Below are 22,228 nucleotides of genomic sequence, written 5' to 3'. Positions count from 1 at the left end.
GTCCGCCGTTGGGGCACACTGGACCGGTGAGCACCAGCAATTCTTCTTCCATCACGGACGCCCCGCAGGCAGTCCGTTTCAAGGGCGCTGATCTGCCGCAGAGCAGCATCGGCCTCACCGATCGCAGCGCGCACGAGCCCGATGTGGGCGGCCATTTCGGTGTCTACGGCGGCAGATTCGTGCCCGAGGCGCTGATGGGTGTGATCGAGGAAGTCACCGCCGAGTACGAGAAGGTGCGCAGCGACAACGAGTTCCTCGGTGAACTCGACCGACTGCAGCGCGATTACACCGGTCGCCCCTCGCCGGTCTTCGAGGCGACACGGTTGTCCGAGCACGCAGGCGGCGCTCGAATCCTTCTCAAGCGAGAAGACCTCAACCACACCGGTTCTCACAAGATCAACAACGTTCTCGGCCAGGTACTCCTGGCCAAGCGCATGGGCAAGACACGGATCATCGCCGAGACCGGTGCAGGCCAGCACGGAGTGGCCACCGCCACGGCGTGCGCGCTCCTCGGACTCGACTGTGTCGTGTACATGGGCGAGGTCGACACCGAACGGCAGGCACTCAACGTCGCTCGGATGCGTCTGCTCGGGTCCAGTGTCGTGGCCGTCAAGTCGGGATCGCGCACCCTCAAGGACGCCATCAACGAGGCGCTGCGCGACTGGGTCACCAACGCGGACAACACCTACTACTGCTTCGGCACCGTCGCCGGGCCGCACCCCTTCCCGGTCATGGTGCGCGATTTCCAGCGCATCATCGGCCTCGAAGCGCGGCAGCAGGTCCTCGCGTCCACGGGCCGGCTGCCCGACGCCATCGCTGCCTGCGTCGGCGGTGGCTCCAACGCGATCGGCATCTTCCACGCCTTCATCGACGACGCGGATGTTCGACTGATCGGCTTCGAGGCGGCGGGTGACGGCGTCGAGACCGGCCGCCACGCTGCGACGATCAGCGGTGGAACTCCGGGAGCCCTGCACGGTGCGTACTCCTATTTGCTGCAGGACGAGGACGGTCAGACCGTCGAATCTCATTCCATCTCAGCGGGATTGGATTACCCGGGCGTCGGTCCGGAGCATTCCTACCTGCACGACATCGGGCGTGCCGAGTACCGCGGCATCACCGATACCGAAGCCATGAACGCCTTCAAGCTGCTGTGCCGAACCGAAGGCATCATCCCGGCCATCGAGTCCTCGCACGCCATCGCCGGCGCGCTCACCCTCGGCAAGGAGTTGGGCAAGGACGCGATCATCCTGGTGAACCTCTCCGGACGTGGAGACAAGGACGTCGACACCGCGGCCGAATGGTTCGGTCTGATCGACGGAGACGGCGAAGCGAACGTGGACGACGAAGCAGGTATCAAGCCATGAGCAACAACGACTCTCGCCTCTCCGGGACCTTCGCGCAGTGCCGTGCCGAAGGGCGCGCAGCACTCGTCGGGTACCTCCCGGCAGGTTTTCCGACGGTGCCGCGGTCGGTCGAGGTGTTCAAGACGATGGTCGACGCCGGATGCGACATCGTCGAGGTCGGCATTCCGTATTCCGATCCGGTGATGGACGGCCCCACGATCCAGGCCGCGGCTGATGTGGCGCTGCGAGCCGGGGCCCGGGTCAAGGACGTCTTCGCCGTCACCGAGCAGGTCGCTGCTGCGGGCGGAAAAGCGGTCGTCATGACCTACTGGAACCTGGTGCTCAAGTACGGCATCGAGAACTTCGCCCGGGATCTCGCAAATGCGGGTGGGCTCGGAATCATCACCCCGGATCTCATTCCCGACGAAGCGCAGGAATGGATCGAGGTCTCGAACCGCTACGAACTCGACCGAATCTTCCTCGTCGCCCCGTCGTCCACCGAGGAGCGGCTCGTCAGCACCGTCGAAGCCAGTAGCGGCTTCGTCTACGCGGCCTCGACGATGGGTGTCACCGGTGCCCGCGACGCGGTGTCCTCGATGGCACCTGCACTCTCGGCCCGGATCCGTCAACACTCCGACATTCCCATCGGCGTGGGGCTCGGGGTCCGCTCGGGCGCGCAGGCCGCCGAGATCGCCCGCTACGCCGACGCCGTGATCGTCGGTTCGGCACTGGTCAGTGCCGTCGACAAGGGACTCGACGCCGTGCGCGACCTGACGACGGAACTCGCCGAGGGTGTCCGTTCCGCTAACGTAGCGTCGTGACTTCGACCGCGATCCTGGCCTACATTCCCAGTCCGCCGCAGGGGGTGTGGCACGTCGGACCGCTGGCTCTGCGGGCCTACGCCCTGTTCATCATCATCGGCATCATCGTTGCCGTGGTGTGGGGTGATCGACGCTGGGTGGCCCGAGGTGGAACCAAGGGCACAGTCCTCGACGTCGCAGTCTGGGCGGTCCCGTTCGGCCTGCTGGGCGGGCGGCTGTACCACGTGGCAACCGACTGGAAGACGTACTTCGGTCCCGGCGGAAACCCGATCGAAGCGCTGTACGTGTGGAACGGCGGCCTCGGAATCTGGGGAGCAGTGTTCCTCGGCGGCGTCGGTGCCTGGATCGCCTGCCGTCGACGCGGAATCCCGTTGCCCGCGTTCGGTGACGCCGTCGGTCCACCGATTCTGCTGGCCCAGGCGATCGGCCGCATCGGCAACTACTTCAACCAGGAACTGTACGGTCGCGCCACCACCCAGCCGTGGGGTCTGGAGATCTACGAACGGGTCGACGCCAACGGACGGCTCGATCCACTCAACGGGATCTCGACCGGTTTCGTGGAAAAAGTGGTGCATCCGACGTTCCTGTACGAACTGTTGTGGAGCGTCGCGGTCGTCGTGCTTCTGGTTCTCGTCGACCGCAAGTACACGATCGGCCACGGTCGATTGTTCGCGCTGTACGTGGCCGGATACTGCGCCGGACGGTTCTGGGTGGAACTGATGCGCAACGACTTCGCCACGACGATCGCCGGGATACGCATCAACACCTTCACCTCCGCCATCATCTTCGTTCTGGCGATCGCGTACTTCGTGATCGCCACCAAAGGCCGTGAGGAACCGGCGACGCTGAGGTCGAACGACGACGAGGATCGCGAGGTTGCTCCCGAGGACACCTCCTCGGATGCGGAAGGCTCGCGCCCGACGCCGGCCGACGACACCACGGACGCAGGCACCGTCGACGCGCAGCCCGTTCGGGCAACCGACAAGAAAGCCGAGGAAGAAGGCAGTACCCGTGGTTGATTTCGACAAGACCCCTGATCCGGAATCGGGTTCCGGCACCGCCGATTCGAGCGACAGCGTGACGAAGCCGACCGCGTCGTTCGGCACGCCGTTCGACTACGACGCCACCGCCGAAGCGTCGCTCTCGGAGGCACCCGGTACCTCGGAGTCCGCGCCCTCACACGGCCCGACCGGCCCCACGGGTCCGGGGTGGGACACGTACTCGGGTATCGGAAACGGACCGGGTTGGTCCAGCACGCCGAGCTACCCGGCACCGAGCCCCGACGGCAGTACCGATAATCCTCTCGGTGGGTTTCCGGCACCTCCCGGCTACCCGCAACAGGAGTACGGCCAGCAGGGCTATTCGCAGCCGAACTACGGACAGCCGAACTACGGACAGCCGAACTACGGACAGCAGGGTTACGGCCAACAGCAGGGGTACGGCCAACAGCAGGGGTACGGCCAACAGGGCTTCGGGCAACAGCAGGGGTATGGCCAGCAGGGCTTCGGGCAACAGCAGGGGTACGGCCAGCAGTACGGCTACGGCCCGCAGGGTTACGGGATACCCCCTGGCTACCAGGGTGGACCCGCCTTCGGTGTAGGCCCCGATGCGCCGTACGGGCGTGATCCGATGACCGGCGAGGCGCTGTCGGACAAGTCCAAGATCGTCGGCGGCCTGCTGCAGATATTTCTCGGTTGGTTGGGTGTCGGTCGTTTCTACCTCGGCAGTATCGGGATCGGCGTCGCACAACTGTTGGTGTTCTTCTTGGGGGTGCTGCTCATCGCAGCGTTCGGCCTCGGACTGGTCGTGTTGTTCGGGCTGTTCGTCTGGCATCTCGTCGACGGCGTTCTGATACTGGTGGGCAATGTGAAGGATCCTCAGGGGCGAAAGCTGAGAGACTGATGCCCTCGCTGATACTGCATCGGACGTAAGGGAGCTCGACATGGGTGAATCGGGTACACCGTCTTCGGACGGATCCTCGGGCGATGGATCCACTCCGTCGGAGCCGACCATCTCGTTCGAAAAAGGCACTCCCGCAGGGTCGGGTCCCGTCTACGGGGTTCCCGACCCGAACTACAGCACGCCGAACTACAGCACTCCCGACGTCGACGAGCAGGGCCGGTTCGGACCTCCGCCCGGAGCGGGTTACCCACCGCCATCCGAAGGGTCCGGCCAGTACGGTGCGCCGCCGCCGTATGCGGGCGGGCAGTACGGCGCTCCCCAATACGGCGGCCCTCAGTACGGCGCTCCCCAATACGGTGGTCCCCAGTTCCCAGGCGGGCCCGGATACATGGATCCGATGGCTCCGTACGGTCGGCACCCGGTCACCGGGGAGCCGTTCTCCGACAAGCAGAAGCTGACGGCAGGTCTGCTCGGCATCCTGTTGGGCGCGTTCGGTGCAGGGCGTTTCTATCTGAATCAGCCGGGCATCGCGGTGGCGCAGATAGCCGTCACGTGGCTCACCTGCGGTATCGGCGGAATCTGGCCGTTGATCGACGGCATCATGATGCTCACCGGCAGCGTGCGTGATGAGCACGGTCGACCGTTGCGCGACTGACGATCACATTCGTCACAGCTGTCATTCGCGATTGCATCGTTGCGAATGACAGCTGCTACGATTTCGCCATCCGGGAGAGATCTCGGATTCTTTCGCGGGCCAGAGCTGTCCCGGTGAATTCCCGATAGGCAGTTCAATTCGGCTCATCCGACCGTTTCGGTCGACTCGAGCCGACCAGCCGGCGGGGTTGCCGAGACTTCCGATGCAGGGTCGAAGACACTGCACCGCTTGCACGCACCCCACCGGCCTACGTGGAGGTGATCGTGGTGCTGTTTTCTCGGATGCCTGCGGAGCAAGGTCTGTACGACCCGAGCTCGGAGAAGGATTCCTGTGGCGTGGCGATGATCGCCGACATCGCGGGTCGCCGCTCCCACGCGATCGTCGCCGACGGCGTTCTGGCACTGGAGAACCTGGAGCATCGCGGAGCTGCCGGTGCCGAGCCCAACAGTGGTGACGGCGCGGGCATTCTGATCCAGCTGCCGGTCGAACTCCTCGCCTCCCTCGCGCCGTTCGATCTGCCCGCGGCCGGAGCCGACGGCGACAACACGTTCGCGGCCGGAGTGTGTTTTCTGCCGCAGGGCATCCGTGAGCGCGCGATCGCCGTCGAGCGCGTCGAAACCGTTGCGGCCGAAGAGGGTCTGGACATCCTGGGCTGGGTTCCGGTCGAGGTCGATCCCGATCGAGCCGATGTGGGCCTCACCGCCCTCGGCTGCATGCCCTACATGAGCTACCTCTACGTCACCGCCCCCGAGGTCGACGGCACGCGTCCCGCCGGTCTCGCGCTCGACCGTCTCGTCTACGGATTGCGCAAGCGTTCCGAGCGGGTCACCCCCGAGATCGAGGCCGAGGGGTCGGGGCTGTTCTTTCCGTCGCTGTCCTCGCGCACCATCGTCTACAAGGGCATGCTCACCACGATGCAGCTGCCGCTGTACTTTCCGGAACTGCGTAACCCTTTGTGCACGAGCGCCATTGCCATCGTGCACAGTCGCTTCTCGACCAACACGTTCCCGTCGTGGCCGCTGGCGCACCCGCATCGCTACGTCGCGCACAACGGCGAGATCAACACCGTCAAGGGCAACCGAAACAGGATGCGGGCTCGCGAAGCGTTGCTGTCGAGCGACCTGATCCCCGGGGACCTGGAGCGTTTGTTCCCGATCTGCAACCCCGATGCCTCGGACTCGGTGTCCCTGGACGAGGTGCTCGAACTACTGCACCTCGGCGGACGCAGCGTGCCGCACGTGGTGATGATGATGGTGCCCGAGCCGTGGGAGAACCACCGCACGATGGATCCGCGAGTGCGAGCGTTCTACCAGTTCCACTCGTCGATGATGGAGGCCTGGGACGGTCCGGCCTGCGTGACGTTCACCGACGGCAGCTATGTCGGAGCCGTGCTGGATCGCAACGGCCTTCGCCCCGGCCGCTGGTGGCAGACGGCGGACGGTCGCGTGATCCTCGCCAGTGAGGCAGGCGTGCTCGACGTGCCCCAATCCGAGGTCGTCGCCAAAGGTCGCCTCGAGCCCGGCAAGATGTTCCTGATCGACACTGTCGCCGGACGTCTCGTGCCGGACGAGGAGATCAAACTCCAACTGGCAACCGAACATCCGTACCAGGAGTGGCTGCACGCGGGCCTGCTCGAGATCAAGAGCCTGCCCGAGCGCGCTCACATCCAGTACAACCACGACTCGGTGGTGCGCAGGCAGGTCGCTTTCGGCTACACCGAGGAAGACCTCCGCGTCGTACTGACGCCGATGGCCGCATCCGGGGGCGAGCCGCTCGGTTCGATGGGTACCGATACCCCGGCCGCAGTGATGTCGCAGCGATCGCGCCAGCTCTACGACTACTTCATCGAACTGTTTGCGCAGGTCACCAACCCGCCGCTCGACTCGATCCGCGAGGAGATCGTGACCTCGCTCGCGCGGGTGATGGGTCCCGAGCAGAACCTGCTCGAGCCCACTGCGGCGTCGTGCAGGCAGATCGTGTTGCCGTGGCCGGTGCTCGACAACGACGAGCTCAACAAGATCATTCATATCAACGACGACGGCGACCATCCGGGACTGTCGGCCACGGTGTTGCGTGGGCTGTACGAGGTCGAGCGCGGCGGCGAAGGTCTCGCCGAGGCCATCGAGGAGTTGCGTGCCCGGGCATCGGAGGCCATCGCTGCGGGGTACACCACGCTGATCATCTCCGATCGCGATTCGGACCACACCCGGGCCCCGATCCCGTCCCTGCTGGCCACCTCGGCGGTGCACCATCACCTGGTTCGCACCAAGGAGCGCACCAAGATCGCGCTCGTCGTCGAATCCGGTGACGCGCGCGAGGTGCACCATCTGGCGCTGCTCATCGGCTTCGGTGCCGCAGCGGTCAACCCGTATCTGGCGATGGAGTCGATCGAGGATCTGGTCGGCGAAGGCGAACTCACCGGAGTCGAACCGACGATCGCGGTACGGAATTACCTGTACGGGCTCGGCAAGGGCGTGCTCAAGGTGATGTCGAAGATGGGCATCTCGACCGTCGGGTCATACACCGGCGCACAGGTTTTCGAGGCCGTCGGTCTCGATCGCGAGGTGGTGCGCGAGTACTTCAAGGGCACGGTCAGCAAGCTCGGCGGCGTCGGTCTCGACGTGCTCGCCGAGGAGGTCAAGCTGCGCCATCGTCGGGCGTACCCCGAGAATCCGACCGACCGCGTCCATCGCCGGTTGGAGATCGGCGGTGAATACCAGTTCCGGCGCGAAGGCGAGCTGCACCTGTTCACCCCCGAGACGGTGTTCCTGCTGCAGCACGCAACGCGTACCGGTCGATACGACGTGTTCCAGAAGTACACCGACGAGGTGGACCGGCTCGCTCGCGAAGGCGGTGCGCTGCGCGGTCTGTTCGAGTTCAAGGACGGTGTCAGGCCGCCGGTTCCGCTCGACGAGGTGGAATCGGTCGAGTCGATCGTCACGCGGTTCAACACCGGCGCGATGAGCTACGGATCCATCTCCGCCGAGGCGCACGAGACGATGGCCGTCGCGATGAACAATCTGGGCGGACGGTCCAACTCTGGGGAGGGCGGCGAGGACGTCGACCGGCTCTACGACCCGACGCGACGCAGTGCAGTCAAGCAGGTGGCCAGTGGTCGGTTCGGTGTCACCAGCGACTATCTGGTCAACGCGACGGACATTCAGATCAAGATGGCGCAGGGTGCCAAGCCGGGCGAGGGTGGCCAGCTGCCCGGTTACAAGGTGTACCCGTGGGTGGCCAAGACCCGACACTCGACGCCGGGTGTCGGCCTCATCTCGCCGCCCCCGCACCATGACATCTATTCGATCGAGGATCTCGCGCAGCTGATCCACGATCTCAAGAACGCCAACGAGAAGGCGCGCGTGCACGTCAAACTCGTCAGTTCCGTCGGCGTCGGCACGGTGGCGACGGGCGTGAGCAAGGCCCACGCCGATGTCGTCCTGATCTCCGGATACGACGGCGGAACCGGTGCTGCGCCGTTGACCTCGCTCAAGCATGCAGGCGCTCCATGGGAGATCGGCCTTGCGGACGCCCAGCAGACATTGGTGCTCAACGGCCTGCGTGATCGCATCACCGTGCAGTGCGACGGCGGCATGCGCACCGGACGCGACGTCATCGTTGCGGCGCTGCTCGGTGCGGAGGAATTCGGGTTCTCGACGGCCCCGCTGATCGTGGCCGGGTGCATCATGATGCGCGTCTGCCACCTCGACACCTGCCCGGTCGGTGTCGCGACGCAGAACCCGGAGCTGCGCAAGCGGTTCACCGGCAAACCCGAGTTCCTCGAGGACTTCTTCAAGTTCATCGCCGAGGACGTGCGAAAGTATCTCGCGCAGCTCGGTTTCCGGAGCATCGACGAGGCCGTCGGTCACGCCGATGTGCTCGAGACGGCAGCGGGAGTGGCGCACTGGAAGAGCAAGGGACTCGATCTCGCGCCGATCTTCGCGATGCCCGTCGACCGACACGGTGCCCCGATGACGCAGCGTCGACGCCTCCGCGCGCAGGACCACGGTCTCGATCTCGCGCTGGACCGCACTCTGATCCAGTTGGCCGAGGGAGCGCTGGAGGACGCGCATCCGGTGAAGCTCGAGCTGCCGGTACGCAACGTCAATCGCACCGTCGGAACTCTGCTGGGGTCCGAGGTCACCCGGCGTTACGGCGCGGTCGGGTTGCCGGACGACACCATTCGCATCGCGTTCACCGGATCGGCCGGTCAGTCTCTCGGGGCCTTCCTGCCGCCGGGCATCACCATCGACCTGGTCGGGGACGCGAACGACTATGTCGGCAAGGGATTGTCGGGCGGCCGGATAGTCGTGCGGCCCGCCGAGGATGCGCCGTTCGTCGCAGAGGACAACGTGATCGCAGGAAACACGATTCTCTACGGTGCCACCTCGGGCGAGGTGTACCTGCGCGGTAAGGCAGGGGAGCGGTTCGCGGTCCGTAACTCGGGAGCGATCGCGGTGAACGAGGGTGTGGGCGACCACGCGTTCGAGTACATGACCGGCGGTCGTGTCGTGGTGCTCGGGCCCACCGGTCGCAACATGGCTGCGGGTATGTCCGGCGGTATCGCGTTCGTCCTCGGTCTCGATCCGGCGGACGTGAACATGGCGATGGTCGAACTGCAGGTGCCCAACCCGGACGATCTGGTGTGGCTGCGCGAGACCGTCGAGAATCACCGACGGTGGACCGGTTCCACCGTCGCGACCTCGTTGCTGGCCGACTGGCCCCGCCGGTCTGCGCTGTTCACCAAGGTCATGCCCGTCGACTACCAGAGGGTGCTGGAAGCGACAAGAATGGCGCGCGCCGAAGGGCGCGACGTCGATGCTGCGATCATGGAGGCTGCACGTGGCTGATCCACAGGGATTTCTGAAAGTCGTCAAGCGTGAGGCTGCCAAGCGTCCGATCGGCGAGCGCGTCAAGGACTGGAACGAGGTGTACTCGCACCAGCCGGCGAGCGAGCGTGCCGCCGAGGTCTCCGATCAGGCGCGTCGCTGCATGGACTGCGGTATTCCGTTCTGCCACTCGGGAACTGCGGGCTGCCCGCTGGGAAATCTGATTCCCGAGTGGAACGACCTGGTGCGTCGCGGCCGCTGGGATGCGGCCAGCGACCGACTGCATGCGACCAACAACTTTCCGGAGTTCACCGGGCGGGTCTGCCCGGCCCCGTGTGAATCGGCGTGTGTGCTGTCGATCTCCGAGGCGGCCACCGGCGGAAGCGTGACGATCAAGCGGGTCGAGCAGACCATCGCGGACCTGGCCTGGGAAGACGGCAGCATCGTTCCGCAGCCGCCGACGATCACCACCGGCAAGCGGGTCGCCGTCGTCGGATCCGGTCCTGCGGGATTGGCTGCGGCGCAACAGCTCACGCGCGCCGGGCACGACGTCACCGTGTACGAGCGTGACGATCGTCTCGGCGGACTGCTCCGCTACGGCATCCCCGAGTTCAAGCTCGAGAAGTCCGTGCTCGATCAGCGCCTCATGCAGATGCGGGCCGAGGGAACACATTTCGTCACCGACTGCGAGGTCGGGATCGACTTCACCGTCGAGCAACTGCGCGAATCCTTCGACGCAGTCGTTCTCGCGGTCGGAGCTCTGCGGGCCCGTGACAATGCCGAGGTCATCGGTCGCGAGCTCGACGGTATCCACCTGGCCATGGAGCATCTGGTGCCGTCGAACAAGGAATGCGAGGGCGACGGTCCCACCTCCATCTCCGCAGCGGACAAGCACGTGGTCATCATCGGTGGCGGTGACACCGGAGCCGACTGCCTGGGTACGGCCCACCGCCAAGGTGCCGCTTCGGTCACTCAGCTCGACTACAACCCGGCTCTGCCCGGGGCTCGCGACGACAGTCTCTCGCCGTGGCCGTCGTGGCCGCTGGTGCTGCGCACCTCGCCCGCGCACGCCGAGGGTGGCGTCGTGCGTCATCAGGTCGCGGTCCAGCGATTCCTCGGTGACGAGCGTGGGCACGTTCGTGCGATGGTGCTCGCCGAGGTGGAGGTGCAACGCGACGCGGACGGTCGACGCATCGTCACGCCCATCGGGGAGGAGATCGAATTGCCCTGCGATCTGGCGTTGTTCGCCATCGGTTTCGAGGGCGTCGAGCACGGTCCGCTGCTCGACGAGTACGGCCTGGCACTGACCAAGCGGGGCGCGCTCTCGTGTGGTCCCGACTGGCAGACCACGGCACCCGGCGTGTTCGTGTGCGGGGATGCGCATCGCGGTGCTTCGTTGGTCGTGTGGGCGATCGCGGAGGGTCGATCGGCGGCCCATGGAGTCGACGCTTTCCTCACCGGACACTCGGAATTACCGTCGCCGGTACACCCGACTGCACTGCCGCTGGCGGTGGTGTGACCCCCGTCTCTGAACCGGTACAGGCTGTCCCAGCAGCGGGGTAGCGTGGCTACCGATCGGTAGTATTCGGGTGGATGCGTCTGCGATAGAGAACGCGGCGTCCAGCGGCTAGGCTCGCTTTCGTGAGCCGACGTACTAAGATTGTCTGCACCCTTGGACCTGCAACCGCAACCACAGAGCGCATCCGCGAACTCGTCGAGAGTGGAATGGATGTCGCACGACTGAACTTCAGCCATGGTGATCACCCCGATCATCAGGCCAACTACGAGAGGGTTCGCGCAGCATCGGACGCCACCGGCAAAGCCGTGGGCATTCTGGCCGACCTGCAGGGACCGAAGATTCGTCTCGGGCGTTTCGCCGAGGGCTCGACCACCTGGGCGGCCGGCGAGCTGATCCGCATCACCGTCGAAGAGTGCGAGGGCACTCACGACCGGGTGTCGACCACGTACAAGGAGCTGGCCCAGGACGCCAAGGAAGGCGACCGTCTGCTCGTCGACGACGGCAAGGTCGGCCTCGTGGTCACCGGCGTCGAAGGCAACGACGTGCTGTGCCGTGTCACCGAAGGTGGACCGGTCAGTAACAACAAGGGTGTGTCCCTGCCGGGCATGGACGTGTCCGTTCCCGCCATGAGCGAGAAGGACATCGCCGACCTCGAGTTCGCCCTCGCTCTGGGATGCGACTTCATCGCACTGTCGTTCGTGCGTTCCCCCGCGGACGTCGAACTCGTCCACGCCGTCATGGACCGCGTCGGCCGCCGAGTTCCGGTCATCGCCAAGCTCGAGAAGCCCGAGGCTGTCGACAACCTCGAAGCCATCGTGCTCGCGTTCGATGCGATCATGGTCGCCCGCGGTGACCTCGGCGTCGAGTTGCCCCTCGAGCAGGTGCCGCTGGTGCAGAAGCGTGCCATCCAGATCGCCCGCGCCAACGCCAAGCCCGTCATCGTCGCGACCCAGATGCTCGAATCGATGATCGAGAACTCCCGCCCGACGCGCGCCGAGGCGTCCGACGTCGCCAATGCCGTGCTCGACGGCACCGACGCGGTCATGCTCTCCGGTGAGACCTCGGTCGGTAAGTACGTGATGGAAACTGTGCGGACCATGGCCCGCATCGTCGAGACGGTCGAGACCGAGGGCGACAGTGTTCCTCCGCTGACGCACGTCCCGCGCACCAAGCGTGGCGTCATCTCGTACGCCGCCCGTGACATCGGTGAGCGCTTGGATGCGAAGGCACTCGTGGCGTTCACCCAGTCGGGAGACACCGTTCGACGGTTGGCTCGTCTGCACACCAAGCTTCCGTTGCTCGCCTTCACCTCCATCTCCGAGGTCCGCAGCCAGCTGTCGCTGAGCTGGGGCACCGAGACGTTCCTGGTCCCGGATGTGGGTTCCACGGACGCGATGGTCAAGGAAGTGGACCGGGCGCTGCTCGAGCTGGGTCGATACAGCAAGGGCGACCAGGTCGTGATCGTGGCCGGTGCCCCTCCCGGCACAGTAGGCTCGACCAACTTGATCCATGTGCACCGAATCGGAGAAGAGGACCGGTAAGTGGTCGAAGCGGGGGGAACCGGCGTCAGCGAAAGCGCGCCGAGCAGTACAGCAGTACGCAAGACCGATCTCGAGACGCTCCTCGATCTCCTCGCACTGGAGGAGATCGAGGAGGACGTGTTCGTCGGCGTTCACCCCGAGCAGGTGGGCAGCCGTACGTTCGGGGGACAACTGGTCGCTCAGGGCCTGATCGCGGCGGGTCGCACCGTCTCCGGTACCTCGCGAGACGTGCATGCGATCAACGCCCACTTCATCCGCGGTGGTGACGTCAAGAAGCCCATCGAATACCGGGTCTCGCGCCAGCGCGACGGCCGCGCTTTTGCCAACCGGCAGGTCACCGCAGTTCAGGACGGCAACGAGCTGTTCGTCATGCTCGCTGCCTTCCAGGATTTCGGTACAGGCCTCGAGCACAGCGTCGAGGTGCCCGAGGTTCCGTACCCCGACGCGCTGCCACCGCTCGGCGATCACTTCGTCGGGTACGAGGATCGACTGCAGATGTTCGTCGACGCCCTGAAGCCGATCGACATGCGCTACGCGAACGATCCGGCGTGGATCATGCACGGCACCGGCGAGAAGCTCAACCACAATCGCGTGTGGATGAAGGCCGACGGGGATCTGCCCGACGCCTCGATCTTCCACGCCGCAACCATGGGCTACGCGTCGGACACCACGGTGCTCGACTCGATCATCACCACCCACGGTCTCTCGTGGGGACTCGATCGCATCGTGGCGGCGACGGTCAACCATTCCATCTGGTTCCATCGCCCGTTCCGGTTCGACGAGTGGGCGCTCTACGCCACCGAATCACCCGTCGCTGCAGGGTCCCGTGGCCTGGCCACCGGACGGTTCTTCTCGATGGACGGCCAATTGCTGGCCACCGTCGTGCAGGAAGGTCTCATTCGCCACTTCCCGAAGCGGGTCCGAGCCTGAGTGCGTCCGACCACGCGCGCGTCTTCGCATCCAGGTTCAGTGAGGCGTGCGCCGGGCTGGTCGACGGTAACCGAGTGAATTCGACGTGGGGGAGCGGCAGTTTCGTTGCGACGTACCGTCTGTAGCTCTCGGCTGCTTTGGCTCCGTTGAAGAACACCCTGACGAAGCCGGGATGCTCGGCGAACAACTCGTGGAAATCGTTTGTCTCGATGGAGGATTCGATGATCGCCGAATCCAGACTTCCCTCGCGCGTGCACAACTTCAGCACGTCCCACACCGCGACGCCATGGCTGCGCAGGCGCTCGGTGCGCGCGTCGTAGTGGAGTTCGGGGCCTGCATCGAACACCGTTCCCATGATCGGCCAGAACGCATTTCGTGGATGGGCGTAGTACTGCTGCGCGGCCAGCGAGGCGACGCCGGGCATGGACCCCAGGATCAGGATGGTTGCGCCCGGTCCGACGATCGGCTCGAAACTGTGCACCACGGTCATTGCGTGATTACAGCAAATCCCCGCGGGGGCACCGGACGGGGGACCACAATGGAGTTCATGTTGGATCCACGCGTACTCGACAACAACGAACTCGAAGCCGAACTCGCCGCACTGCGCCGGGGGCGTGACGCGGCGATGGACGAAGGCGCGCGAGATGTCTCGACCGCCGACACCGACCACCTCATCGCGCGGTTCGAAGAAGAAATTCGCAAGCGACACCAGGATGCGGTGTCCGATCAGCCCAGTGCCGATCTGCCCTGACCCACGATCAGGACGGCGCAGGCGGCGGTCGCCGCGACCGTCCTGACGTTGTTCCATCGCGTCCACTTGTCGGTGAAGTTCTGCCACACCGCGGCACCTGCCGCACTGCCGGGATCCACACCGGCCAAGGCGTCGTTGAGGGGGACGTTCAGAACGGCCGTGATCGCGAAGCATCCGAGAATGTAGAGAACGGCACCGCTCACGACGAGCAGGGGTGAACCCCGACCGGTCGACACGGCGAGAATCGCTGCGAGAGTGCACGATACGGCCGTTCCGAAGAACAGGCCGAGAAACATCGGGTTGAGAATCGCCGCGTTGAATCTCTGCATGGCGGCGATGGCGTCGGGTACCGGCAGTGTTGCCAGGCCAGGGAGCACGCTGATGGAGAAGGCGAGCAGCACTCCTGCGACCAGCCCGCATCCGATGGCGGACACGAGGGTGGCGACCGAGGACGCCCGCTCCATCACGACGGGTCTGTTCGGTTGATGTTCACGGTCGGTGATCCTTTCGACGAGGATTTGTCCTGTCGTCCACTGTTGCTCGGAACAGCAGGATGATCAATGCTCGAAACGCCGGATTCGATGTCCGATCGTCCAATTGGTGCAACAATCGATCGATGCGTGGACTCGACCCCTGGAAGTCGCCCGATCCGCTCGGTGAGGCCCTGCACTTTCTGCGGTTGACCGGATCGTTCTACGTACGATCCGAGATGAGCGGTTCGTGGGGTCTCGACCTGCCCGTCATGGAGGACGCGCTGTGGTTTCACACGGTGGTGGACGGTCGGTGCCTGCTGTCGGTTCCCGATGAGCCGACGCGTGAGTTGGTGCCCGGCGATTTCGCATTGGTCCCGCATGGGCGAGGTCACGTTCTCGCCGCCGACGAGGATGCGGCGACACGGGCGGCGAGTGTGTACGACCTCCCGCACGAGTACGTCAGCGACCGATACGCGGTGATCACTCACGGTGAGGGAGCAGGACCGGCCGCCACCCTGGTGTGCGGAGCGGTGCGGCTGGATCACCCAGCGGCGCAACAGCTTGTCCGTCTGCTGCCTGCTGTGGTGTTCGTCGATGCGGAGCCCGGACCGAAACAAGCGAGAATGCAGAACGTCCTGGCGATGGTGGCGGACGAAGCCCGAGTCCTCGAGCCCGGGGGAGAGGCGGTCATCACCCGGCTGTCCGACATTCTGGTGATCCTCGCACTGCGGTCGTGGATCGCCGGCAGTCCGCGAGCGCAGTCCGGGTGGCTCGGAGCGTTGCAGGACGACCGAATCGGAGCTGCGTTGGCTCTGATTCATCGACATCCCCACGAGCGGTGGACCGTTGCGGCTCTGGCGACGAGCGCCAACATGTCGCGTTCGGCGTTCTCGGCGCGTTTCACCGAACTGGTCGGCGAATCGGTGATGAGCTACCTGGCGACGTGGCGAATGCAGGTCGCGTATCAGACCTTGCGTTCCGAGGACGTCGTGCTGGCCGAATTGGCCCGACGTAGTGGGTATCTCTCGGAGGCGGCATTCGGTAAGGCCTTCAAACGGGCGATGGGGGTTTCCCCGGGAAGTGTGCGTCGCCGTCGTGAGGTGTCGATGGCCGACGGTCAGTCGAGCAGATGACGGAGATAGCTGTTCGGGTCCTCGAGGTAGCGACGCCAGTGCTGTACCAATTCGAGTTCGTCCCAGGTACTTCGGCGTAGACCGTGTTCGCCGACTTCGACGATGTCCGCACCGGGGGTCGACGCCAGAATCGGTGAGTGGGTCGCGCAGACGATCTGCGCGCCCTCGTTACCCAGCTCGGACATGAGTGCAACGAGCTGCAGGCTCGCGGTGAACGACAGGGCCGATTCCGGCTCGTCCAGAACGTAGAAACCGGGTTCGGCCAACATAGCCCCGAACATGGTCAGGAAGCCCTCGCCGTGGCTCATCTCCGCGGTGTTCTCGTCCCAGAAGCCCGGCATGCCGCCGAGGTTCTCGGCCATGTCGAATGCGGTCTCGGCGCGCAGGAAGAAGCCGCGCTTGTTCAGTCGTGGGCCACGAAGCATTCGAGAACCCCGCGGCGTGGTCTCGAGTTCGAGTACCTCGCCGAGCGCGCTGGTCACCTCGTCGAGTCGACGTGATTGCTGCGCTGCCCGACCACCGCGGGCATCGATACCGAAACCCTCGGCGATCGCCTCGACGAGGGTCGATTTACCGGAACCGTTGTCGCCGACCAGAATTGTGACCGGTGCCAGGAACTCGAGTCCGTCGCGAGCGAGGTCGGCGACAGCAGGCACGGTGAAGGGCCAGTCCGATCCGACGTCGTCGGCGTGGACGTGGGCGCGTTCTACGAACATTGTTCAGGCAGTGACCAGGCGGTCGACGTAACCGGTCTCGTGGGCGGTGTCGGCGCTGCAGGTGTAGTAGACCCACTCCGCAGACCGGTCCGCCGAATCCCCGAAACGATGGTCGACCTTCGCTGCGCACAAACTGCCCGCACTGGTGTCATGGCAACGGAGACTGCTGGGTATGTACATGACTCCACTGTAGGCGCGATCATGGGCGGCCATTACCGACCGCTCGATCGTGTGAAGACCGCGCTTCGCTGTTGTGGTGCCCTCGGTGAGACTCGAACTCACACTGGACGGGTTTTGAATCCGTTTCCTCTGCCAATTGGGATACGAGGGCTGGCGTCTTTCAAGCAACGATTGACGAGTTTAGAAGATGCGCTTTCGGGGGCGCGCACCGGTACCCTTCAGATGCTCGACGGCCCTGATGGGCGATGACTGTCAAAGGAGACCGATACAGATGAATGCTCCTGGTGCGCACGGTACTGGCAAGCCCCCGCTTCGCGTGGTGGTCGCGGAGGACGAATCCCTGATCCGACTCGACCTCGTGGAGATGCTCCGGGAAGAGGGTTACGACGTGGTCGGTGAAGCGGCCGACGGTCAGCAGGCGGTGGAGTTGGCCGTCGAACTGCGTCCCGATCTGGTCATCATGGATGTGAAGATGCCGCGTCGGGACGGAATCGATGCGGCATCGGAGATCGCCGAGAAGCGCATTGCGCCCGTTGTCATTCTCACCGCGTTCAGTCAGCGCGAGCTGGTGGAGAAGGCGCGCGATGCCGGAGCGATGGCGTATTTGGTCAAGCCGTTCACCAAAGCCGACCTGATGCCCGCGGTGGAGTTGGCCGCCAGTCGTTTCGGTGAGATCTCCGCTCTCGAATCCGAGATCGTGGATCTGCAGGACCGGCTCGAGACGCGCAAGCTCATCGAGAAGGCCAAGGGCATCCTGATGACCTCGCAATCGCTCACAGAACCGCAGGCGTTCAAGTGGATTCAGCGTGCCGCCATGGATCGCAGGACGACGATGAAGGCCGTCGCGGAGGTCGTGATCGAGACTCTCGGTACCCCCGCGAACAAGCCTGTGGCAGAGAGCTGATCGACCCGCGAAAGCTACGGACACGTAAAACTTCGACTCTCTAGGTCACAGTCAGGTCACGAGCGTCGTTCTAGGCCTTGCGAATCAGCTCCGAGCATTAGCGTCTGACCCACACGTGAGCCACATGTAACTCAGGTGCGCTTCATCGACGAGCAATTTCAAGGAGAACCTAGATGGCAATTCGGACCTATGTCCGCACGGCTGCGGTGCTGAGCGTTACCTCGCTCGCACTGTTCGGCTGTTCGTCGAGCGACGACTCGGGCTCGACCGACTCCACCAGTGCCAGCGGCGGCACTGCAGCCGCGGAAACGACCGTCTCCACCGACTGCACGCCCGAGCAGGCCACTGCCGGGGCAACCCCCGACACGGCACCGCTGGTGGTGGGAACCCTCCTCCCCGAGACCGGAACCCTGGCCTTCCTCGGCCCGCCCGAAGTTGCCGGCGTGCAGTTGGCCATCAACGACGTCAACGAAGCCGGTGGTGTCCTCGAGCAGCCCGTCACGCTCATCCCCGGTGACTCGGGTGACACGACGACAGATACCGCCAACACCACGGTGGACCGTTTGCTCGCCGGCGGCTCCGACGTCATCGTCGGTGCAGCGTCGTCCTCGGTCTCGCTCAAGGTCATCGACAAGATCGCCAGCGCAGGCGTCGTGCAGTTCTCGCCGGCGAACACGTCCGATCAGTTCGTCTGCTACCCGGACAAGGGCCAGTACTTCCGTACCGCACCCACCGACGTGCTGCAGGCACAGGCCTTGTCCCAGCTGATCGCCCAGGACGGCGCGCAGCGCGTGTCCATCCTCGCGCTCAACGACCCGTACGGCACGGGCCTGGCCGCGAACACCGCGGACAACCTCGAAGAGGCGGGCATCGCGGCGGACCAGATCCAGACCACGATCTACGACCCGAACGCACAGTCGTTCAACGCCGAGGTCGACGGTGTGAAGAACTTCAACCCGGACGCCGTGGCCATCATCGGCTTCGAGGAGTCCGCGAAGATCATCACCCGTATGCACGAGATCGGCATCGGACCGTCCGACGGCACGCTGGTCTACGGCGTCGACGGCAACATGGGTAACGCCCTCGGTGAGTCGGTTGCACCGGGTCTGCTCGACACGATGCGCGGCACCACCCCGTTGACCGATGTCGGCACCGGATTCCAGGACCGTCTCAAGGTCGTCGATCCGGCCCTGGTGGACTTCAACTACGCGGGTGAGTCCTACGACGCAGTGATCATCTCGGCGCTCGCTGCAGAGCAGGCCAAGTCGACGGCAGGCACCGACATCGCTGCCAACATCAACAGTGTCACCAAGGACGGCACCAAGTGCACCAGCTACGCCGAGTGCCTTCCGCTCGTCAAGGCCGGAACCGATATCGACTACGACGGAATCACCGGCGCGCTGAACTTCAGTGACGCAGGAGAGCCCGCCACCGGTTCCTACGGCAACCTGGTCTTCGGACCGGACAACACCCTGACGACGGAAGATTACATCGTCGTCGGTGAGTGATCTGTAACTGTCACACAGCCTCTGGGCCCGAGTCCTCGATCAGGACTCGGGCCCAGAGGTTTTCGTATGCGTCGCACGTTCGACGGCAGCGAGAAGGCCCCGGTTCGATGGCGATCGAACCGGGGCCTTCGTCGTTGTCGAGCAGCTACTTCTTCTCTTTGCTTCCTGCCAGTGTGCCGAGGTACAGCTCGATCACCTTCGGGTCGTTCATCAATGCCGGACCGGTGTCGGTGTAGGCGTTGCGGCCCTGATCGAGGACATAGCCACGGTCGCAGATTTGGAGGCAGCGACGGGCGTTCTGCTCGACCATGATGATCGAGACGCCCGCTGCATTGATCTTCTTGCAGCGGATGAACACCTCGTCCTGGAACATCGGTGACAATCCGGCCGACGGTTCGTCGAGCAGCAGTACCGACGGCTCCATCATCAGTGCGCGTCCCATGGCGACCATCTGCCGCTCGCCGCCGGACAGCGCGCCGGCCTTGACCTTCTTGCGCTCACCGAGCAGCGGAAACAGCTCGCTGACGAACTCGAAACGTTCGCCGAACTTCTTGGGACGCAGATAGATTCCCATTTCGAGGTTCTCTTCGATGGTGAGCGACGGAAACACGTTCTGGGTCTGCGGAACGTAGCCGACTCCCTTGGTGACCAATACGTGCGCTTCTGCGGAGGTGATGTTGTCACCTCGCAGTTTGACGCTGCCCTCACGGACGGCGACCAGCCCGAAGAGGGTCTTGAGGAGAGTCGACTTTCCGGCACCGTTGGGCCCGATGATGCCGACGATCTCCCCGTCGTTGAGGAAGAAGTTGCATTCGCTGAGGATGTTGACACCGGGGATGTACCCGGCCACCAGCCCGTCGGCGCGCAGCAGTGCACCCTCGGCGAGTCGCGCGTGCTCCTCGGGTGTCGCGGCGAATTCCGCAGGCGTCAATGTCTGTTCGCTCATCAGTTGTCCTCCTTGGCCCGGTGTGAGCCGCCCTCGGCGACGTCGGGCGTCACTGGGCTGACGAACTCCGGTTCCGAAAGATCGCCTCCCGCTTCGAGTTCCTCTTTCTCGGCCTGCTTCAAGGCCTCGGCCAGTTCGGCGGTGGCTCCGACCGGATTGCCATCAGCGTCGAATTCCAGAGCCTGATCGTGATGGCTTCCGAGATACGCGTCGACGACGGCTCCGTTGTTGGAGAGCTCCTCCGGGGTGGACTCGGCGATGATGCTGCCCTGCGCCATCACCACCACCCAGTCACTGATGTCGCGGATGACGTCCATGTCGTGCTCGACGAACACCACCGTCATACCGTCGTCGCGAAGCGACTTGATGTGCCCCAGAAGTGACTGCGTCAGAGCCGGATTGACCCCGGCCATCGGCTCGTCGAGCATGACCACCGACGGATCGGTCATCAGTGCTCGCGCCATCTCCAGCAGCTTGCGCTGGCCGCCGGACAACGAGCCGGCCAGGTCGTCGGCCTTGGCGTCGAGCTTGAAGCGGCTCAGTAGCTCGTAGGCGCGTTCGGTGATCTGACGTTCCTGGGCCTTCCACGTCCACGGCATGAACGTGTTGATCATGCGTTCACCGCGCTGACCGGTTGCACCCAGTCGAACATTGTCCAGCACAGTCAGTTTCGACAGCGCCTTGGTCAACTGGAACGTGCGCACCACACCTTTGCGGGCCACCTGGTGCGGATGCATCCGACCCAGTTCCTGGCCGTCCATCGACCAGGTTCCGGTGTCGGGTCGATCGAATCCGGTGAGCAGGTTGAACAGGGTGGTCTTTCCTGCACCGTTGGGCCCGATCAGACCGGTGATGCAGCCGCGCTGAATTTCGAGGTGCGCCACGTCGACGGCTTTGAGGCCGCCGAAGGTACGCGAGACGCCGTCGACCACCATGGTGGCGTCCGGCTTCGGCGCGCCGGGTTCGTTGGGCACACCGGCGAACAGGGCGGCGCGTTGATCGCTCGACAACGCCTGGGCAGCGCGTGATTCGAGGGTGCTGGCTTTCTTGCTCGGTGCGGCCGTTGCAGCAGCATCCTTGCTCGGGTCAGGCATTGAGTTGAACCTCTCGCTTGTTGCCGAGAATGCCCTGAGGTCTGAACACCATCAAGACGGCGATCAGGATTCCCAGGAGCACGAATCGCGTGGCACCGACCTGGGCACCGGTGAGGTTGAGCACCGGGTCGTCGCCGGAGATCAATTGCCGCAGAATCGCATCGGGAATGGACAGCAGGAACCAGAAGAGCATCGCGCCCAGCACCGGGCCGAACACTGTTGCCGCCCCACCGAGGATCAGTGCGCCGAAGGCGAAGAACGTCTGCGCGGTCGAGTAGAAGTCGGGGTTGATGGACTGGGTCTGCAATGCGTTGAACACACCGCCCATGCCGCCGATGACACCACCGAGAACCAGTGCCTGCATCTTGTAGACGAAGACGTTCTTGCCCAGTGAGCGGGCAGCGTCCTCGTCCTCACGGACGGCCTTGAGGACGCGTCCCCAGGGGCTGTGCGTCAGGAGGTAGATCACTCCGCACAACAGCAGGACCAGTGTCCAACCGACGAGCATGGCCCACAGGTCGTTGCCCAGGAAGCGCACGCCGAGGAAGCTGTACGACTTGCCGCCCTCGAACGGACTCATGCTGGTGAACGGTCCGGCGAAGCCGGTGATGCCGTTGGTCGACTTGGTCACCGAATCCGTTGCGGTCGAACGGAACACCAGTCGCAGAATTTCCGAGGCGGCGATGGTGACGATCGCGAGATAGTCGGCTCGCAGTCGCAGCGTCGGAATGCCGAGCACCAGGGCGAGCAGCCCCGCTGCGGCGAGTCCCACCAGAATGCCGAGCCAGAGCGGCTGTTCGTAGGTGATCGTGGTGATGCCGACGCCGTATCCGCCGAGCAGTGCGAAGCCGATCTGGCCGAAGTTGAGCAGTCCGGCGTAGCCGAAGTGCAGGTTCAGGCCGATGGCGAGCAAAGCGTAGAAGATGGCGGACGGGCCGACCAGCTGAGCGAGTGAGATCTGAAGTGCACCGATGATATCCATG

Annotated in this window: 20 protein-coding genes and 1 tRNA gene; 13 read left to right on the top strand and 8 right to left on the bottom strand. The window is 64.6% G+C overall.

Annotated features, from left to right (window positions below):
- Positions 1 to 92: 92 nt before the first annotated feature.
- The 9 genes from trpB (at position 93) to CH302_RS14115 (ending at position 13,540) form a co-directional block, all read left to right on the top strand.
- Positions 93 to 1,364 carry a tryptophan synthase subunit beta gene (trpB, locus tag CH302_RS14155; protein WP_052047895.1) on the top strand — a complete coding sequence of 424 codons (1,272 nt, stop codon included), beginning with the start codon at positions 93 to 95 and terminating at the stop codon, positions 1,362 to 1,364.
- Positions 1,361 to 2,164, top strand: coding sequence for a tryptophan synthase subunit alpha (gene trpA / locus CH302_RS14150; protein ID WP_037192689.1), 804 nt, complete (start codon positions 1,361 to 1,363; stop codon positions 2,162 to 2,164). The genes trpB and trpA overlap by 4 nt, the downstream gene beginning before the upstream one ends.
- Entirely contained in the window at positions 2,161 to 3,183 is a 1,023-nt protein-coding gene (lgt, locus tag CH302_RS14145) for a prolipoprotein diacylglyceryl transferase (protein WP_037192686.1), read from the top strand. Before trpA ends, lgt begins: the two co-directional genes overlap by 4 nt.
- Positions 3,176 to 4,066 carry a TM2 domain-containing protein gene (locus CH302_RS14140; protein ID WP_037192683.1) on the top strand — a complete coding sequence of 297 codons (891 nt, stop codon included), beginning with the start codon at positions 3,176 to 3,178 and terminating at the stop codon, positions 4,064 to 4,066. The genes lgt and CH302_RS14140 overlap by 8 nt, the downstream gene beginning before the upstream one ends.
- A 40-nt stretch (positions 4,067 to 4,106) precedes the next feature.
- Positions 4,107 to 4,721: a TM2 domain-containing protein gene (locus CH302_RS30990; protein ID WP_082323731.1), complete on the top strand. Its 615-nt coding sequence runs from the start codon at positions 4,107 to 4,109 to the stop codon at positions 4,719 to 4,721.
- Positions 4,722 to 4,987: 266 nt separating this feature from the next.
- On the top strand, positions 4,988 to 9,571 hold the full coding sequence (gene gltB / locus CH302_RS14130) for a glutamate synthase large subunit (protein WP_037193467.1): 4,584 nt from the start codon (positions 4,988 to 4,990) through the stop codon (positions 9,569 to 9,571).
- Positions 9,564 to 11,069 (top strand): glutamate synthase subunit beta, encoded by a 1,506-nt coding sequence (locus CH302_RS14125; protein WP_037192681.1) that lies wholly within the window; start codon positions 9,564 to 9,566, stop codon positions 11,067 to 11,069. The genes gltB and CH302_RS14125 overlap by 8 nt, the downstream gene beginning before the upstream one ends.
- Before the next feature lie 122 nt (positions 11,070 to 11,191).
- Complete coding sequence (gene pyk / locus CH302_RS14120; RefSeq protein WP_082323730.1) at positions 11,192 to 12,610, top strand: pyruvate kinase; 1,419 nt, start codon at positions 11,192 to 11,194, stop codon at positions 12,608 to 12,610.
- 96 nt (positions 12,611 to 12,706) lie between these two features.
- Positions 12,707 to 13,540: an acyl-CoA thioesterase gene (locus tag CH302_RS14115; RefSeq protein ID WP_230596361.1), complete on the top strand. Its 834-nt coding sequence runs from the start codon at positions 12,707 to 12,709 to the stop codon at positions 13,538 to 13,540.
- On the opposite strand, the gene CH302_RS14110 is transcribed toward CH302_RS14115, so the two are convergent.
- Positions 13,506 to 14,030: a DNA-deoxyinosine glycosylase gene (locus tag CH302_RS14110; RefSeq protein WP_037192672.1), complete on the bottom strand. Its 525-nt coding sequence runs from the start codon at positions 14,028 to 14,030 to the stop codon at positions 13,506 to 13,508. The genes CH302_RS14115 and CH302_RS14110 overlap by 35 nt on opposite strands.
- A 57-nt stretch (positions 14,031 to 14,087) precedes the next feature.
- Between CH302_RS14110 and CH302_RS14105 the strand changes: the two genes are divergently transcribed.
- Positions 14,088 to 14,291, top strand: coding sequence for a hypothetical protein (locus CH302_RS14105; protein WP_141216653.1), 204 nt, complete (start codon positions 14,088 to 14,090; stop codon positions 14,289 to 14,291).
- Here the strand turns inward: CH302_RS14105 and CH302_RS14100 are convergent.
- Entirely contained in the window at positions 14,267 to 14,755 is a 489-nt protein-coding gene (locus CH302_RS14100; RefSeq protein ID WP_037192667.1) for an anthrone oxygenase family protein, read from the bottom strand. The genes CH302_RS14105 and CH302_RS14100 overlap by 25 nt on opposite strands.
- A gap of 152 nt (positions 14,756 to 14,907) precedes the next feature.
- On the opposite strand from CH302_RS14100, the gene CH302_RS14095 reads away from it, so the two are divergent.
- Positions 14,908 to 15,897 carry an AraC family transcriptional regulator gene (locus CH302_RS14095; RefSeq protein ID WP_037193464.1) on the top strand — a complete coding sequence of 330 codons (990 nt, stop codon included), beginning with the start codon at positions 14,908 to 14,910 and terminating at the stop codon, positions 15,895 to 15,897.
- Here the strand turns inward: CH302_RS14095 and CH302_RS14090 are convergent.
- The 3 genes from CH302_RS14090 to CH302_RS14080 all read right to left on the bottom strand — a co-directional run bounded on the left by CH302_RS14090 (position 15,882) and on the right by CH302_RS14080 (position 16,944).
- The gene (locus tag CH302_RS14090) at positions 15,882 to 16,613 is read right to left on the bottom strand and encodes an AAA family ATPase (protein ID WP_037192666.1); all 732 of its coding nucleotides are present in this window, start codon (positions 16,611 to 16,613) and stop codon (positions 15,882 to 15,884) included. The two genes, CH302_RS14095 and CH302_RS14090, sit on opposite strands and share 16 nt — an antisense overlap.
- Before the next feature lie 3 nt (positions 16,614 to 16,616).
- Positions 16,617 to 16,793: a hypothetical protein gene (locus CH302_RS30070; protein WP_170945993.1), complete on the bottom strand. Its 177-nt coding sequence runs from the start codon at positions 16,791 to 16,793 to the stop codon at positions 16,617 to 16,619.
- Between the two features lie 74 nt (positions 16,794 to 16,867).
- Positions 16,868 to 16,944: transfer RNA gene (locus CH302_RS14080), tRNA-Leu, on the bottom strand.
- Positions 16,945 to 17,064: 120 nt separating this feature from the next.
- Between CH302_RS14080 and CH302_RS14075 the strand changes: the two genes are divergently transcribed.
- On the top strand, positions 17,065 to 17,697 hold the full coding sequence (locus CH302_RS14075) for an ANTAR domain-containing response regulator (RefSeq protein ID WP_037192661.1): 633 nt from the start codon (positions 17,065 to 17,067) through the stop codon (positions 17,695 to 17,697).
- Between the two features lie 173 nt (positions 17,698 to 17,870).
- Positions 17,871 to 19,205: an ABC transporter substrate-binding protein gene (locus CH302_RS14070; RefSeq protein ID WP_037192660.1), complete on the top strand. Its 1,335-nt coding sequence runs from the start codon at positions 17,871 to 17,873 to the stop codon at positions 19,203 to 19,205.
- A 145-nt stretch (positions 19,206 to 19,350) separates the two neighbouring features.
- On the opposite strand, the gene CH302_RS14065 is transcribed toward CH302_RS14070, so the two are convergent.
- From CH302_RS14065 to CH302_RS14055, 3 genes are read right to left on the bottom strand one after another with little or no spacing between them, the layout of a single operon-like run.
- Positions 19,351 to 20,151, bottom strand: a complete 801-nt coding sequence (locus CH302_RS14065; protein WP_032394315.1) for an ABC transporter ATP-binding protein — start codon at positions 20,149 to 20,151, stop codon at positions 19,351 to 19,353.
- Entirely contained in the window at positions 20,151 to 21,245 is a 1,095-nt protein-coding gene (locus CH302_RS14060) for an ABC transporter ATP-binding protein (protein ID WP_230596336.1), read from the bottom strand. The genes CH302_RS14065 and CH302_RS14060 overlap by 1 nt, the downstream gene beginning before the upstream one ends.
- Positions 21,238 to 22,227 carry a branched-chain amino acid ABC transporter permease gene (locus CH302_RS14055; protein ID WP_032404006.1) on the bottom strand — a complete coding sequence of 330 codons (990 nt, stop codon included), beginning with the start codon at positions 22,225 to 22,227 and terminating at the stop codon, positions 21,238 to 21,240. Before CH302_RS14055 ends, CH302_RS14060 begins: the two co-directional genes overlap by 8 nt.
- Position 22,228: the final 1 nt, after the last annotated feature.

It is taken from the genome of Rhodococcus sp. 15-2388-1-1a, assembly GCF_002259145.1.
GTDB lineage: Bacteria > Actinomycetota > Actinomycetes > Mycobacteriales > Mycobacteriaceae > Rhodococcoides.
Note: the sequence above shows the minus strand (reverse complement) of the source record. Positions and strands in the feature narration are given on the sequence as shown.

Bases quoted from the DNA above. Each gene is read 5' to 3' on its own strand.
- trpA (WP_037192689.1), top strand. From the start codon at position 1,361: ATGAGCAACAACGACTCTCGCCTCTCCGGGACCTTCGCGCAGTGCCGT.
- CH302_RS30990 (WP_082323731.1), top strand. From the start codon at position 4,107: ATGGGTGAATCGGGTACACCGTCTTCGGACGGATCCTCGGGCGATGGA.
- CH302_RS14110 (WP_037192672.1), bottom strand. From the start codon at position 14,030: ATGACCGTGGTGCACAGTTTCGAGCCGATCGTCGGACCGGGCGCAACC.
- CH302_RS14105 (WP_141216653.1), top strand. From the start codon at position 14,088: ATGTTGGATCCACGCGTACTCGACAACAACGAACTCGAAGCCGAACTC.
- CH302_RS14100 (WP_037192667.1), bottom strand. From the start codon at position 14,755: ATGGAGCGGGCGTCCTCGGTCGCCACCCTCGTGTCCGCCATCGGATGC.
- CH302_RS14095 (WP_037193464.1), top strand. From the start codon at position 14,908: ATGCGTGGACTCGACCCCTGGAAGTCGCCCGATCCGCTCGGTGAGGCC.
- CH302_RS14090 (WP_037192666.1), bottom strand. From the start codon at position 16,613: ATGTTCGTAGAACGCGCCCACGTCCACGCCGACGACGTCGGATCGGAC.
- CH302_RS30070 (WP_170945993.1), bottom strand. From the start codon at position 16,793: ATGTACATACCCAGCAGTCTCCGTTGCCATGACACCAGTGCGGGCAGT.
- CH302_RS14075 (WP_037192661.1), top strand. From the start codon at position 17,065: ATGAATGCTCCTGGTGCGCACGGTACTGGCAAGCCCCCGCTTCGCGTG.
- CH302_RS14070 (WP_037192660.1), top strand. From the start codon at position 17,871: ATGGCAATTCGGACCTATGTCCGCACGGCTGCGGTGCTGAGCGTTACC.
- CH302_RS14065 (WP_032394315.1), bottom strand. From the start codon at position 20,151: ATGAGCGAACAGACATTGACGCCTGCGGAATTCGCCGCGACACCCGAG.
- CH302_RS14060 (WP_230596336.1), bottom strand. From the start codon at position 21,245: ATGCCTGACCCGAGCAAGGATGCTGCTGCAACGGCCGCACCGAGCAAG.
- CH302_RS14055 (WP_032404006.1), bottom strand. From the start codon at position 22,227: ATGGATATCATCGGTGCACTTCAGATCTCACTCGCTCAGCTGGTCGGC.